The organism is Synechococcus sp. OH30, from assembly GCF_047462175.1.
Lineage (GTDB): Bacteria > Cyanobacteriota > Cyanobacteriia > Thermostichales > Thermostichaceae > Thermostichus.
In genome coordinates, this window is record NZ_JANSIP010000007.1 from 16,299 (window position 1) to 32,027 (window position 15,729).

The 15,729-nt window shown below is 60.7% G+C and carries 13 protein-coding genes; 4 read left to right on the forward strand and 9 right to left on the reverse strand.

What is annotated here, in order from left to right; all coding sequences use genetic code 11:
• Positions 1 to 321: 321 nt before the first annotated feature.
• Positions 322 to 918: a protein-L-isoaspartate(D-aspartate) O-methyltransferase gene (locus tag NW830_RS08825; RefSeq protein WP_414404679.1), complete on the forward strand. Its 597-nt coding sequence runs from the start codon at positions 322 to 324 to the stop codon at positions 916 to 918.
• A gap of 17 nt (positions 919 to 935) precedes the next feature.
• On the opposite strand, the gene NW830_RS08830 is transcribed toward NW830_RS08825, so the two are convergent.
• A complete protein-coding gene (locus NW830_RS08830) occupies positions 936 to 1,667 on the reverse strand; it encodes a glycerophosphodiester phosphodiesterase (protein ID WP_414404670.1) in 732 nt (243 codons plus the stop codon).
• Positions 1,668 to 1,677: 10 nt separating this feature from the next.
• On the opposite strand from NW830_RS08830, the gene NW830_RS08835 reads away from it, so the two are divergent.
• Positions 1,678 to 1,863: a hypothetical protein gene (locus tag NW830_RS08835; RefSeq protein ID WP_414362034.1), complete on the forward strand. Its 186-nt coding sequence runs from the start codon at positions 1,678 to 1,680 to the stop codon at positions 1,861 to 1,863.
• On the opposite strand, the gene NW830_RS08840 is transcribed toward NW830_RS08835, so the two are convergent.
• The 5 genes from NW830_RS08840 to NW830_RS08860 all read right to left on the reverse strand — a co-directional run bounded on the left by NW830_RS08840 (position 1,860) and on the right by NW830_RS08860 (position 5,135).
• Positions 1,860 to 2,375, reverse strand: coding sequence for a peroxiredoxin (locus tag NW830_RS08840; RefSeq protein ID WP_414362032.1), 516 nt, complete (start codon positions 2,373 to 2,375; stop codon positions 1,860 to 1,862). The genes NW830_RS08835 and NW830_RS08840 overlap by 4 nt on opposite strands.
• 95 nt (positions 2,376 to 2,470) lie before the next feature.
• Positions 2,471 to 2,995, reverse strand: coding sequence for a GNAT family N-acetyltransferase (locus NW830_RS08845; RefSeq protein WP_414404671.1), 525 nt, complete (start codon positions 2,993 to 2,995; stop codon positions 2,471 to 2,473).
• A 144-nt stretch (positions 2,996 to 3,139) separates the two neighbouring features.
• Entirely contained in the window at positions 3,140 to 3,286 is a 147-nt protein-coding gene (locus tag NW830_RS08850; protein WP_414403301.1) for a hypothetical protein, read from the reverse strand.
• A 595-nt stretch (positions 3,287 to 3,881) separates the two neighbouring features.
• Positions 3,882 to 4,691 (reverse strand): precorrin-2 C(20)-methyltransferase, encoded by an 810-nt coding sequence (locus tag NW830_RS08855; RefSeq protein WP_414404672.1) that lies wholly within the window; start codon positions 4,689 to 4,691, stop codon positions 3,882 to 3,884.
• Positions 4,692 to 4,703: 12 nt separating this feature from the next.
• Positions 4,704 to 5,135, reverse strand: coding sequence for an STAS domain-containing protein (locus tag NW830_RS08860; protein ID WP_414404673.1), 432 nt, complete (start codon positions 5,133 to 5,135; stop codon positions 4,704 to 4,706).
• Between the two features lie 612 nt (positions 5,136 to 5,747).
• Between NW830_RS08860 and NW830_RS08865 the strand changes: the two genes are divergently transcribed.
• Positions 5,748 to 10,466, forward strand: a complete 4,719-nt coding sequence (locus tag NW830_RS08865; protein ID WP_414404674.1) for a translocation/assembly module TamB domain-containing protein — start codon at positions 5,748 to 5,750, stop codon at positions 10,464 to 10,466.
• A gap of 43 nt (positions 10,467 to 10,509) precedes the next feature.
• Here the strand turns inward: NW830_RS08865 and NW830_RS08870 are convergent, their stop codons facing one another.
• The 3 genes from NW830_RS08870 to NW830_RS08880 all read right to left on the reverse strand — a co-directional run bounded on the left by NW830_RS08870 (position 10,510) and on the right by NW830_RS08880 (position 13,338).
• Positions 10,510 to 10,794 carry a hypothetical protein gene (locus NW830_RS08870; RefSeq protein WP_414362021.1) on the reverse strand — a complete coding sequence of 95 codons (285 nt, stop codon included), beginning with the start codon at positions 10,792 to 10,794 and terminating at the stop codon, positions 10,510 to 10,512.
• 10 nt (positions 10,795 to 10,804) lie between these two features.
• On the reverse strand, positions 10,805 to 11,626 hold the full coding sequence (locus NW830_RS08875; RefSeq protein WP_414362019.1) for a hypothetical protein: 822 nt from the start codon (positions 11,624 to 11,626) through the stop codon (positions 10,805 to 10,807).
• A gap of 257 nt (positions 11,627 to 11,883) precedes the next feature.
• Entirely contained in the window at positions 11,884 to 13,338 is a 1,455-nt protein-coding gene (locus NW830_RS08880) for a carotenoid oxygenase family protein (protein WP_414362017.1), read from the reverse strand.
• A 956-nt stretch (positions 13,339 to 14,294) separates the two neighbouring features.
• Between NW830_RS08880 and ffh the strand changes: the two genes are divergently transcribed.
• Positions 14,295 to 15,728: a signal recognition particle protein gene (gene ffh / locus NW830_RS08885; protein WP_414362015.1), complete on the forward strand. Its 1,434-nt coding sequence runs from the start codon at positions 14,295 to 14,297 to the stop codon at positions 15,726 to 15,728.
• Position 15,729: the final 1 nt, after the last annotated feature.

A 15,729-nucleotide genomic window follows, 5' to 3' on the forward strand; every position in this document is an offset into this window, starting at 1 on the left:
CCCCGACGGAGGACACACAAATTGGGCCACTCGATCCGGGCTATAGGCCTAGCCTTCTCGGTTTCCAGGAGAGATTTGTGGCAGCAGGTTTAAAGCTGGAAGTCTTGGGGAAAATGGGCCAGGATCGAGTTAAGGGATCCCAAGGTGGGAAAATCCCGGCAAGTTGTTAGCTTTGGAGGTTGGGCGCCAATGGTAAGGTTGTTCCCATCCCTCTTTAAGAAGACTTCCGACCGCTGGGCTGGGATCCCGTGTGCTCCTAGTCCCTCTTCTTCTTCCAACGGTGAGGCGGAGCCTTGTCCTTTTGCTGCCCAACGGGAACAGATGGTGAAGGAGCAGATCTTGCAGCGAGGGATCCGGGATCCGCGGGTGCTGGAAGCAATGCGCAAAGTGCCGCGTCACCTTTTTGTTCCCCCTGGGCTGCGGGATCGCGCCTACAGGGATTGCCCACTGCCCATCGGCTACGGCCAGACCATTTCTCAGCCCTATATCGTTGCCTTCATGACCGAGGCGGCCTGCCTCACCCCTCAGTCCGTGGTGTTGGAAATCGGCAGCGGGTCTGGCTATCAGACGGCCATTTTGGCCGAGCTGGCCCGACAGGTGTATAGCCTGGAGCGGCTGGCCCCCTTGGCTGCTCGCGCCCAGCAAACCCTTGCTGCCTTAGGCTACCGCAACGTGGAGGTGCGCCAGGGAGATGGCTATCAAGGTTGGCCGGAACACGCTCCCTACGACGCTATTGTGGTTACAGCCGCACCCCCCGCTGTGCCGACAGCGCTTCTGGAGCAACTGGCGGTGGGCGGTACCCTGGTGGTGCCGGTAGGCGAAAGCCAGGGATCCCAATCCTTGCTGATCCTCCACAAAACCCCCGAAGGAGTGGTGCAAAAGGAGGCTTTCCCCGTGCAGTTTGTGCCCATGGTCTAGATCTTCAGTCTAGATCTTCAGGAGACAGCCCAGAGCTGAGCGCGAATGTGCAGCGCCAGGGAGGGGAGATCGGTAATCAGTCCCCGCACCTCCCCCACGGGCGGACGCAGGCAAAAGGCCATGATCTCCGGGTCGTTCACCGTCCAGACGTAGAGCGGTATCCGGGCTTGGGCTGCTGCTGCCAAAAACGGCAAGTCCAGCCAACAGTAGTGGGGGGCAAGAAAATCCGCTCCCACCTCCCGGCAATAGGCCAAGGGGGATCCCGCTGGCTGCGCCTCCACCAAAAGGCCAACCTGGAAGGCAGGATCTAAGTCGCCGCGGCGCAAAAGCTCTTTCAGCCGCCTTACCACCTGGGGCAAAAAGGAGGTGAGCACGCAGGCCGCCGGGGAAAGTTGCTTGCTAATCAAGGCAAGGAGTTGTTCTTCGTAGCCGGCCTCCTTCAGCTCGAGGTCGAGGGCAATTTTGCCTCCAACCTGAAGCAGCACCTCCTCTAAGGTGGGAATCGTGGGCTTGCGGGCGCGGATCTCGGCCCAGGTGAGCGCCGCCAACGGCTGCCCCTCCAGCTCAGCGTCGTGGAAAACCAGAAGGATCCCGTCGCGGCTGCGGCGCACATCCAGCTCGATCCCGTCGGCCCCACTTTCAATGGCCGCTGTAAAAGCAGCCAGGGTATTCTCCTCAGCATGGGTGTGATCCCCCCGGTGGGCCACGATCTGGGTGGGAAAGCGATAAGCTGGAGGAGTGGAAGCCATCCCTACAGCCATGGATCCAGCCGAAGTTGCCGCCCTAAAAGAGCGCATTAAGCGTATCCGCGAGCGCCGACCAGCCCTAGTCAAGCTTTTGGAAAGGCCAGATCTAGGTAGCTTGCGTGTCGATGTCAATCAAGCCCTAGAGGAAATCGACGAGCTGCTGCAAGAGTTTGAGCAGACCTTTGGCCCGCAGGACTAGCCGGCCTGGGTAAGCTCTTGCAACTGGGCCAAGACCTCGGCACTGTGCCGGTAGGGGTTGACAATTGGGTAAATAGCCCGCAGGATCCCGTCAGGATCAATGAGGAAGGTGTTGCGCAGGGCCATGTCCCCCATCCACGAGCCGTAGGCGCGGCTGGCCTTGCCCTCGGGATCCGACAGTAAAAGAAATTGCAGCCCCTCCGCTGAGCAGAAACGGCGGTGGGAGTCAACTGAGTCGGCGCTCACCCCCACAATCTCCGCCCCTAGAGCCCGAAACTTAGGCAGATCCTGCTGAAAGCGGCGGGCCTCAATGGTACACCCAGAAGTGAAGTCGCGAGGGTAGAAGTAGAGCACCACCCACTTGCCGCGAAAATCCGCCAACCGCCGCAGCTGCCCTGACTGATCCAGCAGCGCAAACTCCGGCGCCGGCGCCCCAATCTCTGGCAGGGGGGTGGTGCCCCACTGCGCCAGAGCAGGCTGAGCTCCTGCCAAGCTCACCAGCAGAGTCGCCAACAATCCTGCAAGACCCAACCAGCCCCAGATCCTGCCCCCTCTTTTGAGCACCACTGCAACTCCTCTCCAGCTCTCTGGCTCTAGTTTACATAACTTCATGGCAACCACTTGCAGAGCAAAAGCTGGGGTGGGATCCCCAGCCACCGCCAAAGTTGAGAGGTGCGCTGGACGGGAGTGTAGCGCAGTTGGGCGTAGAGCTGCCGGGCGGGCAGATTGTCTTCCACCACGTGCAAATGCAACTGGCGATAGCCCCACTCCTGCACCACCACCTCGGCGCTGAGCAAAAGCTGCCGCGCAATTCCCCGCCGTCGCCACTCCGGCAGCACCGCTAAGTTGGCAAGGTAGGGATACTTCCCGTGGGCCATGGCCCGCAGCGAGATCTCGGCAGTCCCCACCACTTCTGCCCCTACTGCTGCTGCTAGGCAACGGTAGTAGGGATCCCGGCCTGCCAGCTTGAGGCGTAAATCCTCGCGAATGATGAGTTTGTGAATTGGGTGCAGCCAGCGCTGCAAGCCTAGGGGTGGATAAAAGACCCGGGCAAGAACCTCCGCCACAGGATCCAAATCAGCCGCGGTGGCAGGATAAACCACCAAGGAGGGCAGTAGGGAGGAAGGGCTCAAGGATCCCTAGCAAGCATCGCTACCATTTTCGCAGACAAGTTGCCGGCAACCTGCCAAATGCCAAAAAGAGATGGCGGCCCCTACTTGAGAACCGCCACCGCCCCCATCAACCAAAGCCTATCTTCACCACCTGCGCCCTCCGCCCTACAGATCGCTAGCATAGCGAGCTGAGCCTTTGCCGCGGTAGATATCATCTGTGATGGGCTGGTAGCCGACTTCCACCAAATCGGACTTGGCAGGCGTGAACACCCGGATAACTGCTCTAGCAATTTTTGCCAGAAAGGCAAACATAAAAACCTCCTGCAAGCGAAAGTAAACCATTATCGGCCACAGCTTTCTTCTTAAGCAAAATCCTGCCTTGCCAGAGCCTGCAGGGGGAGCACCTGGACCTCACCGAGGCACCGGTTTTCCACCTCTTCTTCGATCCTCGCTGATCCTCGCTGGAGACTCGAAATAGCAGACCGGCACTTCCAGAAGCAACAGCGCCCACTGTCTTTCTCACCTTCCTAGAAGAGGTAAGCGACCTCCTGCGCTACAGTGCCTTCCTTCGGCAAGCCCGGCAGCTATTCGATGTAGCTCCCATGTCCCTTGCTTAGGGGGAAAACCTGTCGTAGAGGCCAGGTGCTCGTCTGGGCAAGACCACCACTTGCTTAATGTACCTGCCAGCACAACTTGGCGGGAGCTTACTTGAAATCGACTCGAGAAGTTGTCTGGCTTGGGGTTTTGAAGCTGAGCAAGCTGCAAGCTGGTGGCTTGCCCCGCTCCTAGATTTGGGATACTACCTCCTTTCCTGAATCACTACACTTTTAATCTAGCTCAGGCTGGGTACTCCTACAGTGGATAGCAACTGTCTTTAACAGACTAGATTATTTCTTCAATTGGCTTGCTATTTTTCTTCACGGGCGCCACCTAAATCCCATTTCTCTCCCAGAGAGGAGCCCACTTTTTGGGAACTTTTTGGCAGGCAGGCCAGTCGAAGGGAACTGCAGTTCCGAGGCCACAGGATTAGCAGAGAAAAGTAGGGGGGGCGGTAGTCGGCCAATCCGTCGAGGGTGGGAAAAAGGGCTTGCTGGGGCCAACCAGCCCAGACCACCAGGCTGGCCTGCTGCAACCAGCCTCTTTCGGCCAGCCACTGCCAAACTTGGGGGTAGACAGAAGCCACCTTCATGAGGACAACCACATCAGCCCAAGCACAGGCCTCCTCCAGCTCTGCTAGGGCAAAAAGAGCTGGCAAGATGGCCAATTTCTCAGGGCCAAGGGCCAAGGGAGATCCCAGGGCCGCCGCAGCAGCCAGAGGGGAGGATACTCCCGGTATGGCCTGGATGAGCACGTCGGGGAGCCGCTGCCGCAGGGCCTGGGCCAGGTAGGCGAAGGTGCTGTAAAGACCCACATCCCCTTCGCAAACAAAGACCACATCTTCTCCTCGTTCTAGGGGGGGGGCCAGTTGCTCGGCAGCTGCTTCCCAGGCCCCTTGGAGGAGCTCAGGTTGGAGGACAAAGGGTAGATGCAGCGGCAGCAGAGTTTGCTCCGGCCGCAGCCAAGGACGGACGATTTGGTAGGCCAAGCCCGGCTGGCCGTCAGCATTTTGGGGGCAGGCCACCCACTTGGCGGCCTGGAGAATCCGCACTGCCTTCAGGGTAAGCCACTCAGGATCCCCTGCTCCGGCACTGACACCCCAAAAAGTTCCCAAACCCATGCCAGCGTATGTCTAGGAGGCTTCGCCCTCCGGCTTCTCCAAGCTAGAGCTGGCAGCCTCGGAGCCCCCCTCAGGCGCTGGGGAGCTCTGCTCGGCGTGCCTTTTGCTCTCTGCAGCTAGATAACCCAAAGCTTCCTGGAGGGAGTTGCGCAGAGCCAGGAACTTCTCCAGCCGCACCAGCTTTACCGTTTGGGTAATGCGAGGGTTACTGACCACCTGGAAGATGCCCCCACGGCCCTGTACCAGTTTGGCCAGTTGTACCAGGGCGCCGACGCCAGAGCTGTCAATGAAGTCGATCCCTGTCAAATCGAGGACAAGGTTGGGGGATCCCTCTTCTAGGTGCTTGGTAACCACTTTCACGAACACTGGCTCAGAAAAAGCATCAAGGAGGCCTGTCAGGCGAAAGACCTGGCAGTTTTCCAAGGCTTCGTAGCTGCCACGCAAACTAACTGTCAGAGACAGAGGTTCCGGAATGGCTTTTCTCCTTTTATCTCCCGACTGCTCCAAACTATACACCAGTGGACAAAGCTGTAAGCACCCCACACCACCAACGCAGCCGCTCTCGCAGCCTTACTCTGTCCGCTGTTGGTGCTTTTTCCTACTTCCTCAACCCACAGCGCGGGGCAGGCTACCCCTAGGGCCGGAGGGATCCTCCCCACAAGCTGGGGGTGGAGACAAAGTACTGGTGGGCTTCATTGTAGACAGCTGGACGAAGATCTGCAAATGAAGGCCTAGGTTAGAAGCTGAGCCCGCCGCCCTTAGCATCCCTGTTCCCTCAGCGAGGGCGTATTTGAGCAGGGGACTGCGTCTAGGAGTAGGGAGTTCTTCTCTCTGGCCCCTCATGGCAAGCCAGGAGTCCTTGGGTAGGATGGGGGCAGTTTTGGCTGTCCCCGAGGAGGCCAGCCTATAGGCCAAGCAGGGCTTCTCAAAAGGGGTGCTCCGGATCCCTGAGGGTAGGTGTTGGGCAAAGATCAGCACAACAAAGAGGGTAAAGTGCCGCAGCGACCATTTCCCCTCTCCTGCTGGATAAGGATAGGGGGGGGCTTAGGCTTGAGCTTGACGGCTGCTGCTTTCGGGGCTGCCTGGGGCATCGGGGCCTACCTTCAAGATCACGTGCTGCCGCAGGTAGAAGAAACCCTCTCGCAGGCGATGCGCCGGCGGGTGGAATTGGGAGAGGTGAGGCTTGTTGCTCCCTGGGGGCTACGGCTGGGAGAAAGCCGCATCGAACATTTGGCCAGCATTGGCTCTATTGACCTCAGCCCCGACTTTTGGACCTGGCTACAAACAGGCCAGTGGGCGCTCAACATTACCCTGAACCAGCCCCAGTTGCTGTGGATGGAAACGCTGGATCGCGGCTGGGCAGATGTGCAGTTTCAACTCCCAGAAGGAGAGGGATCCCTGCCTGTCCAGGAGCTGTACGTCCGTTTGCAGGAGGGATCCCTGACGGCCATCCCTTTAGTGGGGGAGCGGCGGCAGTTTGACCATCTGCAGGGCCAGCTGCAGGTGCGGCTGAGTGCCCCGCCGGGGGAGGGGGGCGGAGGACAGGCCAGCTTCCAGCTCTCGGCACGACTGCAAGGAGGGTACCCCCTGCAGCTTAGGGGGGTGGTGGATTTTGCCCAGGCTGCTGGCTCGGTAACCCTTGCTGCTGCCCGCCTCCCCTTGGAGCTGCTGCCCAGCGTGCTGCCGGCGGCGCCCTTGACTGAGGTGGAGGGGGAAGCTGCTCTAGATCTCCAAGTCCTCTGGGGAGGAGAACGCCCTCTGGAATTGAGGGGCCAAGCCCACATCCAGCAGGCACGGCTGGGGTTGGAGAGGCTGCCGCATCCTTTTGAAGCAGTCAGAGGCTCCGTTCGCTTTACCCTAGAGGAGCTGGAGCTGCAGGGGGTGAGCGGTCGTTTTGGCCAGCTCTCTTTCAGGGATCTCAACGGCTCCATTGCCTTCGCCAACAGCGAGGGATTCACTCTGCAAGCTGTCATGGCCCCAGCCAGCCTGCAGCAAATCCAGGAGACTTTCAACTTTGAGCTGCCGGTGGCGGCGGCAGGGGTGGTGGCGGGATCCCTGGCGGTTACTGGCCCGCTCGAGGGGCCGCAGCTCCAAGGGCAGTTGCAAGGGATCTCGCCGGGGCAGGTGGATCGCCTGGTGGTGCCGGAATATGCTTTTGGCTTCCGCTGGGCCGGCCAGACCTTGGCTTTTGAGAACATCGACCTGAAGGCCGTAGGTGGACGCGTCCAGGGATCTGGACAACTGCAATGGGCTGCCGGCTTGGTGGGCCACTTCCAGTTGCAGGTGACGGAGGCTAACCCCGAGCAGGTGCTGACCCTCTACGGCGTCAACCTGCCGCGGCGGGGCAAGCGGCCCTGGGCGGGACCAGTAAGCGCTCAGGTACAGGTGGCGCTAACGGGATCCCAGCCCCAGGTGGAGGCCACCTGGGAAACCCAAGGGGGAGAGATTGCCGGCAGAGGACAGCTTCAGATCTTGCCCGAGGGGGGGGGCTGGGCGGTGGAGGTGCCACAGGCGGTGTTGGAGCTGGGCGGGGGGCAGGCCCAGGTGGCGGGGCGGTGGGCGGCAGGGCAACTCCAGGCGCAGCTGGCTCCCCAGGATCTGCCGCTGGCCTTTTTTAACCCCCAGTGGCCGGGATTCCTCTCCGGGGAGCTGACGGCGCAGGTGAACACAGCGGCGGCGGCGGAGGTGGGTTTCCTGGCGGCGTTGCGGGCCCAGGGATCCCTGGCGCTGTCGCAGCTTGGGGAGGAAAAGGGCCTGGGGCTAGCCGATTCCATCAGAGGCCAGGTGGCCTGGGATGGCGGGGGCTTGGCAATCCAAGCAGCAGAAGTCCTGGCCGGCACCACCCGCTTGGCCAGGGTAGAGGGACGGATCCCCGTAGACCCGCAGACGCTGCAGGTGGGATCCCTGGATCTGAGCTTTGCCGCCGACGGGATCCCCCTGGCAGAAGTACTCGGCCTGCCGCCGAGGGTGGCGGGGGTGCTGCAGGGCTCCGGGCAGCTCCGCGGATCGCTGGAGGAGTTGCAGGTGACTGGCGAGGCCCAGTTGCGCGGCTTGCAGGTGGGGGAGGTGGCCTTTGCCGACTTGGCCGGGCCCTTTAGCTGGTCTAGGCAGGGGACGGCGGTGGAGCTAGCGGGGGCGCGGGAGCGGCTAGCGCTGCAGTTGGATCCCCAGTTTCGGCCCTTGCAGTTCGAGCTGCGGCGGGGCGAGGCGGAACTGCGCGGCCAACGACAGCAAGATAGGCTCCAGGTGGTGGCAAACCGCTTACCACTGGCTTGGCTGGGAGGGTTGGCTGCCGGGCCCTGGGCCAGCTTACAGGGGAGGCTGGACGGCGAGGTGGCGCTTGACCTAGCCAGTGGCGCTGCTCAAGGTCAAGCTGCGGTCCAGGGGCTGCGGCTGGGCGACCTCGAGGTGCAGGGCCTCGCAGTGGATTTCGCTTACCACCCTGGAGACAACTCCCGCCCCGCTCGTCTGACCCTTGCCCAAGCCCAACTGGAGCTCTTTGAGAGCCTCTACACCGCCAGCGGCACCCTGGAGCTGCCGACGACCTCTCTGGATCCCACCTCGGCGGTTCCCGTTCCCCAGATCGACCTGCAGATCAGCACCCGCCGGGGCCGCCTGGAAGATATCATCTCTACTTTCAAGTGGCGGAAGTGGAGCGATATCACCAGCCGCGGTTTTCGGCTGCCACCTTTGGGCCCTGCCGCGGTGCTGCGGACGGATCCGGTTGGTCTGCCCAACCATCCCCTCTGGGAGCAGCTAGAATACTACGCCCAGATCCTGGCCGCCCACCTGGAGACCCTGGCCAGCCGCATGGATCCCCGCCTTCCGCCGCCCACTAGCTGGCGGGGAGAATTCCAGGCCAGCGTCAGCTTGGCTGGCAGCCTCAACCGGCCCAGCGTCAGCTTTCACCTGGAGGGCCGGAATTGGCAAGCAGAGGAGTTTGCTGTCGAAAGCCTCACCGCCACCGGCAGCCTGGTCGAGGGGGCGGTAGTGCTGCAGCCGCTGCTGTTGCGCAGTGGGGAACGCCAAGCCCTTTTCACCGGCAAGGTGGGCTGGGAGAAACAGTCGGGATCCCTGCAAATTCAAGGATTTCCTCTGGCCTTGCTGGATCGCTTCTTGCCCGCTGGGCTGGAACTCCAAGGGGATCTCAACCTGGAGGTGGAGCTGGCAGGCAACCTGCGGGATCCCCATGCCCGCGGCTCCCTGACGGTGGTGAACGCCCAGATCAACCAGGTGCCGCTGCGGGAGGTGAGGGGGCAATTCGACTACCACCAGGGACAACTGCGCCTGGAGGGCGCCCTGCTGGCCAACGGTGACGAGCCGGTCCGCCTTTCCGGCCTGGTGCCCTACACCCTGCCCTTTGCGGAGGTGCAGGCCGCCGCGGATCAGATCGACCTCAGCCTGCAAGCTGAGAATGGCGGCCTGCGCCTAATCAACCTCCTCACCGACCAGGTGCGCTGGGAAGGCGGCCAAAGCCAACTGGAGCTAACCATCCGCGGCACCTTGCAAGAGCCCAGCCTGCAGGGGAACCTCAGCCTTAGCTCCGGGATCCTCAAACTGGCCACCCTGCCGGAGCCCATCACCGACCTGACCGGCCAAATTGTCTTTAACCTCCACCAATTGGAGGTGCGGGAGCTGCGGGGACAGTTGGGCGGCGGATCCCTGTTGGCCAACGGCTTTTTGCCGGTCAACTCCCGCGGCGCCCTGCAGAGGGACGAGACCGCGCCACCCTTGACGCTGCAACTGCAAGGGATCCAGCTCACCCTGCCCAACCTCTACAGCGGCCGCTTGGAGGGAGAGGTGACGGTGGGCGGCCTGCTGCTGCGGCCTTTGCTCGAGGGGCGCCTAGAGGTTTCCCAAGGGGTTGTAGATGTCAGCCCCCGTCCTGGAAAAGAGGAAGCGGCGGCAACTCCTGCAAACTCGCCTCAGGCGGATCCCTTCTGGCAGCCGCGGCTCAACGGTCTAGAGCTGGTCTTGGGGCCTGGGATCCGCGTGCAGCGCCCCAACCTATTTGAATTCAACGCCAGCGGCAGCTTGCGCCTGTTCGGCACTCCCCAAGATCTACGTCCGGCGGGCACCATTGCCCTGGAGCGAGGCCGCGTCAGCTTGCCCGTTGCCACTTTTCGCCTGGATCGCTCCCGCCCCAACACCGCCACCTTTGACCTGGACAACCCCTTCGATCCTTTCTTAAACCTGCACCTAGTGACCCAAGTCTTCGAGGTGTACCGCTTTCCCCAAGATCTGTCCTCCTTCGACAACACCCGCAACCTGCCGGGATCCCAGCAGAGCATTGAGATCTTTGCCACTGTCAACGGCCGGGCCAGCCAACTGGCCGAAGCGGATCCCCGCAAGGGAGTTCTGGCCCTTTCCAGCAGCCCCAGCCGCTCCCCCGAAGAGATCGTCGCTCTGCTAGGGGGAACCGCCTTGGCCCGCCTCAACCCCGAAGTGGGAGTGGCCAGCCTGGCGGGAACCACCTTGCTCAACGATGTGTTAGATACGCTGCGGGACACGCTAGGTCTGGACGAGGTGCGCATTAGACCCATTCCCCAGCTCGATACCCGCGCCCCCAACCGCTCCGCAGTGGGGCTGGCGCTGGAGGTGGCCCGCGATCTGGGGCCCGCCACTTCCCTCTCGCTGCAGCGCAACCTGACGGATCCCTTTCAGCCCACTCGCTACAGCGCCCGCTATCGCCTCAACGAGCAAACCCTCACCCGCGCCAGCACTGACCTCGAGGGCAACAACGCCATTGCCATCGAGTTTGAGACCCGATTTTGACGGGATCTGTCCTCTAGGGGGCGCTAGAGCAAAAGGTTCTAGCTCACTCTTCCTGTGGCACCTCGGGGGGAGGCTCCTTCCACAGGGGATTGTCCAGGATAGCTTTTTTGGTTTCTTTGAGTTTTTTCCACAGCTCTTTAATTTGGCGGTAGGCTTCTTCTGGGGTAATCTTGCCTCCCGTCTCCAAGCTACAAATTAGGGACACCTTATTGCTGAATTCCTGTAAATTGGCATCAAAAACCAGGTTCTGGGGCTTGACCTCGCCCCAGTAGGGGTAGCGAGGGGAGATAAATTCATCTTTGCTGGGAGGAGGGTTCGACTCTGTCATGGCAGGAAGGCTATGGACGCTTCTTCTTAGTTGGCTTAGAGGGCTTGGCTGCCCTAGCAGGATCCGGCGGCAGGCTAGGTCGATTGGGGAATAGCTGTTGCCCACGCCCTGAGGCACTGGGAGGTTTCTTCTTGAGTTTAGAAGGAGAAGTTGAACGTTTTGGCTGTAGCTGTGGCCGCTCTTTGGGCACAGGACCGATGGGAGTTGCCGACTCTATGTAGAGCTGAGAGCCGCGGCGGCGCACCTGCAGATCCCAGAAGATACCTACTCCTTTGCCTGGCAGGGATCCGAGGAGGCGTAACTTAAAAGCTTGGGGTGATGCCAGTGCGGCAGAGCCTTCCTTCTGCTGCGCCCCTTGACTGGCGACTGGCTGTTGACTGGAGCTGGCAAATGGCAAAGGAGGAACGGAAGAGGAGCGGCGAATTTTAACGATGATAAAGCCCCTCTCTTGGGATTGAAAGACAACTTCGCCCCGAATGGAAAACCAGTCCGGCACCACTGTTGGGCAGGATCCCTCGGGTAGGGTTTGCCCCATTTCCTCTGGGGCCCAGACTCCCATCAACTGGACATGGAGATTTTGGCCTTTGTCGCGGGTGCGGGGATAGACCACCCACAGATAGTTGCGCTCCGGCTTTAGGTGCTTGCGCACCAGGCTTATCATCCGCCCTAGGAGGACAGCATTGATGTCCAGACCATCTAAGGTGCGCAAAACCCCCCGCGTCAAGCGCTCGGGCGAGGGAATGTACCGACCCTCAATGAGGCCAATGGCCCGATACTGCATCACTTCCCCTGGGGGAGGGATGGGCTCTAGGCAAGGACGCTTTCTTATCACCGTTGTTTTTCCTCCCGAAGTGGCAGCAACACCCGACTTGGAAAAGGCAGGGGCTACCCCACCCTTTGAGACCAACAGCTTGCCAACGCCAACCGCTAGCTCTGCTCCCAAGGAGTCCTTTGGCTCGGCACCCGGACTGGGTTATGAGGGGGAGGTTTCAAAGCCAACATTTGACGGCCTCCCGCCAGTGGAGAATCCTGCTTTCCGGTCTGGCAAGTACATCATAGCCTCTTGCCTGTTGGCGCGGACAGGTTGCTCTATCCCCTGTCTGGATCTGCCCAAAGGCAAGGGGTAAAACTGCCGTGAAGGCCATAGGGAAGGTGGTGCCGTAAGGGGATCCGCGCCACTGGGCCGGCTGCCAGATGAGCAGCTTCTAGGATTACCACCTGCGAGCGCTGGCTGGCTGCATCAAAGACCACAGTTGCAATCCAGCCGGCTTCTTCCGCAGAGTTTTCCGGATCGGGGATGAACACCGGCTCTCCAACAAAGCCGCGGGGGGCAAAGCTGTATTGCTCGCTGCAACCTGTTGCCGTATCCAGCTTGAGAATGGCCTGCAGGGGTGCATTGGGGCCGGGAGCATGGGTAGCCCCAACGTAGATGTAGCGGTGGGGTTGGCCAATACGAGCCGGATGGATAGCGGGAAACTCCACCGAGCGATCCAGAAGCAGCTCCCGCTTGACTTTGCCCTCTTTGGGATCCAGCTCAAACCGCCACAGCTTGCCCGCCGGCACCTGGGCAAAGTCAATCTGTAGGTAGTCAGCTCCTGGCGCCAGGGCAGGGTAGGTCTCGTAGAGGACGGCATCGACCAGAACCTTCTCCCCCACCTCGTAGCCGTTGACAAAGTGAAAGACAAACCCCGGCTCCGTTTCCAGTTGCAGCGGTTCTCCCTGGGGGGGAAATAGCCAGATAAGGGTGGGTTTTTCTTTCTTAAGGGTCAGACAGGTGCCAGCTGGCTGCAGACCCAGCATGTAGGGCAAGGGGTTGAAGGTCACAGGATTTTGGAAAAAGATCCAGTGGCGGGGGGTCCAGACAAAGTCGTGCAAAAAGGCAAAACCTGGCAAGCAGTAGTCCCACTTTTCCACCAGCCGCCCTTGGGCATCAATGCGGTAAAACAGCAGCGTAGAAGAGGGGCCCGTCTGCACCCCAAAGGCTAGGAGATCTCCTGTTTCTGGATTGCGGCGGGGATGGGCTGTAAACGGCTGATGGGGAGCAAGGGCACCGCTAAAGGTTTCAATCCCCTCGGTAGCCAAGCTGGCCGGGTTCAAGCGGTAGGGGGCTCTGGCTTCCCAAAGGGCGAGCAGCTTGCCGCCGTGGTAAATGACGTTAGTATTGGCAGGATTTTTGAAGCGCAAGTCGAGAAAATTGGCCCACCAGCCCCCTGGCTTCTGGGTACCAAACACGCCGCGGTAGAGAACTCGACCAGCTTTCTCCTCTGCCTCAAACTCCGGCGTGCGCACAAACCGGTTGCGGAAATGCACCCGCCCATCCACCAAGGTGATGGCACAGACCATGCCGTCGCCATCGAAGGGATGGCCGTAGCGCTGGGATCCTGCTTCCAGCTTGCCTGGTCCGTTGCGAAACAGGGTTCCCTGAAGTCTTGGAGGGATCTGCCCCTCGATCTCTGTTACCCAGTAGGCGTACTCCTGGCGCAGAGAGCGGTAGCCCAACCGCCAGTCGGCAAGGCTATAGGAAGGGGAGGCGACACTGACCATGGGAAATCGGCAAGCAACGCCTTCTATTGTTACTTAACTTCACTAGACGTGCGGAGTTCCCCACCCGGGTGGGGATGGAGAGCACCCCCTGGTTAGTTCTGGAGGTATCTAGAGGTGCACCGCCACAAGTTGGAATCGTGCCAGAGCTTGGCCCTTCCTCAATAGCTTTGCTGAACCGTTGTCTCAACACTCGAACCAAGGTTAGAAATACTCCAGGCTCGACTTAGTTCTGGACGGGTAACCAGGCGGCAGACCTTTCGGCTGTACCCTAACAAAACCCAAGAGCGGGCCTTGTTGTCTGCTCGCCGTTTGCACTGCTACCTGTACAACGCTTGCCTTGCTCAGAGGAGTCCATCCCGCTAATGCAAGCGGGGTAACCAAGAACACGAGCCGTAAAGCTAAAGGGAAGAAGCGCAAGGCTGGACTGCTCACGTCAGGGGGACATCTTTTCAGTGGGGTTTGCAACCCTCAACCAGATGCTGACCTCCAAAATGGAGCAGAAGGGCGGTCTGGTCTCCCAGCGCTGTCCGTTCGCGTCAGCGGGACGGAGTCCTTAGTGCGGTGCAGTCCCCAAGGAGGGGGCGAACTTGAGGAATCGCTACCCTGTCTGCTCTGCCTGGGGTTTTGCGATAGAAAGGGGCAGGGGGACGGTGACAACCGGGGCTGGGAACCCGCCGCGTGAGTCTTGGATGCCTTAGCTCTACCATGGCTAGCGCCACGCTTTGCAACCAGGGACTCGGTGCACGGGATCCCTGAAGCCACTGGGGCAGAGGAAGAGACAAAAGCCTTGCCCAGGTGGGGAAACCCCACCTGGGTAAGGCGGTGGGGTAGTTCATACTTTTGTAAAGTCACCAGGGCCAGGGGAGCGGCTGTAGCAGAGATCCCCAAGCTGCAGCTGCCCTAACTGGACTATGGTAGGAAATGCCCTAGCAGCCCTTGACGGGATAACCGCACCCATGTTTGAGGTCCTCGCCGAAAAGTTGGAACTGGCCTGGAGAAAGCTACGCGGCCAGGACAGGATCACCGAAACCAACATCCAAGAAGCCCTGCGGGAGGTACGGCGCGCCTTACTGGAGGCCGATGTCAACTTGCAGGTGGTGAAGCAGTTTATTGAGGATGTGCGACAGACAGCTCTGGGCGCTGAGGTCATCCCGGGGGTAACACCGGATCAGCAGTTCATCAAGATTGTCTACGACGAGCTGGTGAAGGTGATGGGGGAGGCCAATGTGCCCCTTGCCCAGTCAGAGCAACCCCCCACCATTGTGCTCATGGTTGGCTTGCAGGGATCTGGCAAAACCACCACCTGCGCCAAGCTGGCTTTGTATTTGCGCAAGCAAGGCAAAAAGCCACTCCTGGTGGCGGGCGACATCTACCGGCCAGCCGCCATCGAGCAGCTTAAAACCCTAGGCCAGCAGATTCAGATCCCGGTCTTCGACCTAGGCAAGAGGGATCCCGTCGAGATTGCCCGCCAGGGAGTGGTAGCTGCGCAGGAACAGGGCTACGACTACGTTATTTTGGATACCGCCGGTCGCCTGCAAATCGACCTGGAGATGATGGCCGAGCTGGAGCGGATCAAGGCGGCGGTGCAGCCCCACGAGATCCTACTGGTGGTGGACGCCATGATTGGGCAGGAAGCCGCCAACCTCACCCGCGCCTTCCACGAGCGGCTGGGCATCACCGGCGCCATCCTCACCAAGCTGGATGGAGATACCCGCGGCGGGGCAGCCCTGTCCATTCGCCAGGTTTCCGGCCAACCCATCAAGTTTATCGGTGTCGGCGAAAAGGTGGAGGCCTTGGATCCCTTTTATCCGGATCGCATGGCCTCGCGCATCTTGGGCATGGGGGATATCCTCAGCTTGGTGGAAAAAGCCCAGGAGGAAATCGACCTGGGAGATGCCGCCGCCATGGCGGAAAAGATGATGACCGCCCAATTTGATTTCAACGATTTTCTCAAGCAAATGCGCCTCATCAAGCGCATGGGATCCCTGGCCAGCTTGCTGCGGCTGATGCCGGGAATGAGCAGGATTAGCGACGAGCAACTGCAGAAAGGCCAAGAGCAACTGGCGCGGGCCGAGGCCATGATCAATTCCATGACTCCCGAAGAGCGCCGCAACCCTGACCTCTTGGCCCGCAGCGTCAGCCGCAAGCGGCGGGTGGCCCTGGGCTCTGGCCACAAGCTGGAGGATGTCAGCCGCCTGGTGAGCGATTTCCAGCGCATGCGCGACATGATGCGCTCCATGAGCATGGGCAGCTTCCCAGGCATGCTGGGCGGACGGGGCCCACTGCCGGCAGCTGGCCCCCAATGGCGAGGGCGGTCGCAGTCCAGCCGCAAGCCAGACAAAGGTGGGGGCAAAAAAGGAGGCACTAGCCGCGGCTTTGGTGGCAAGTGAG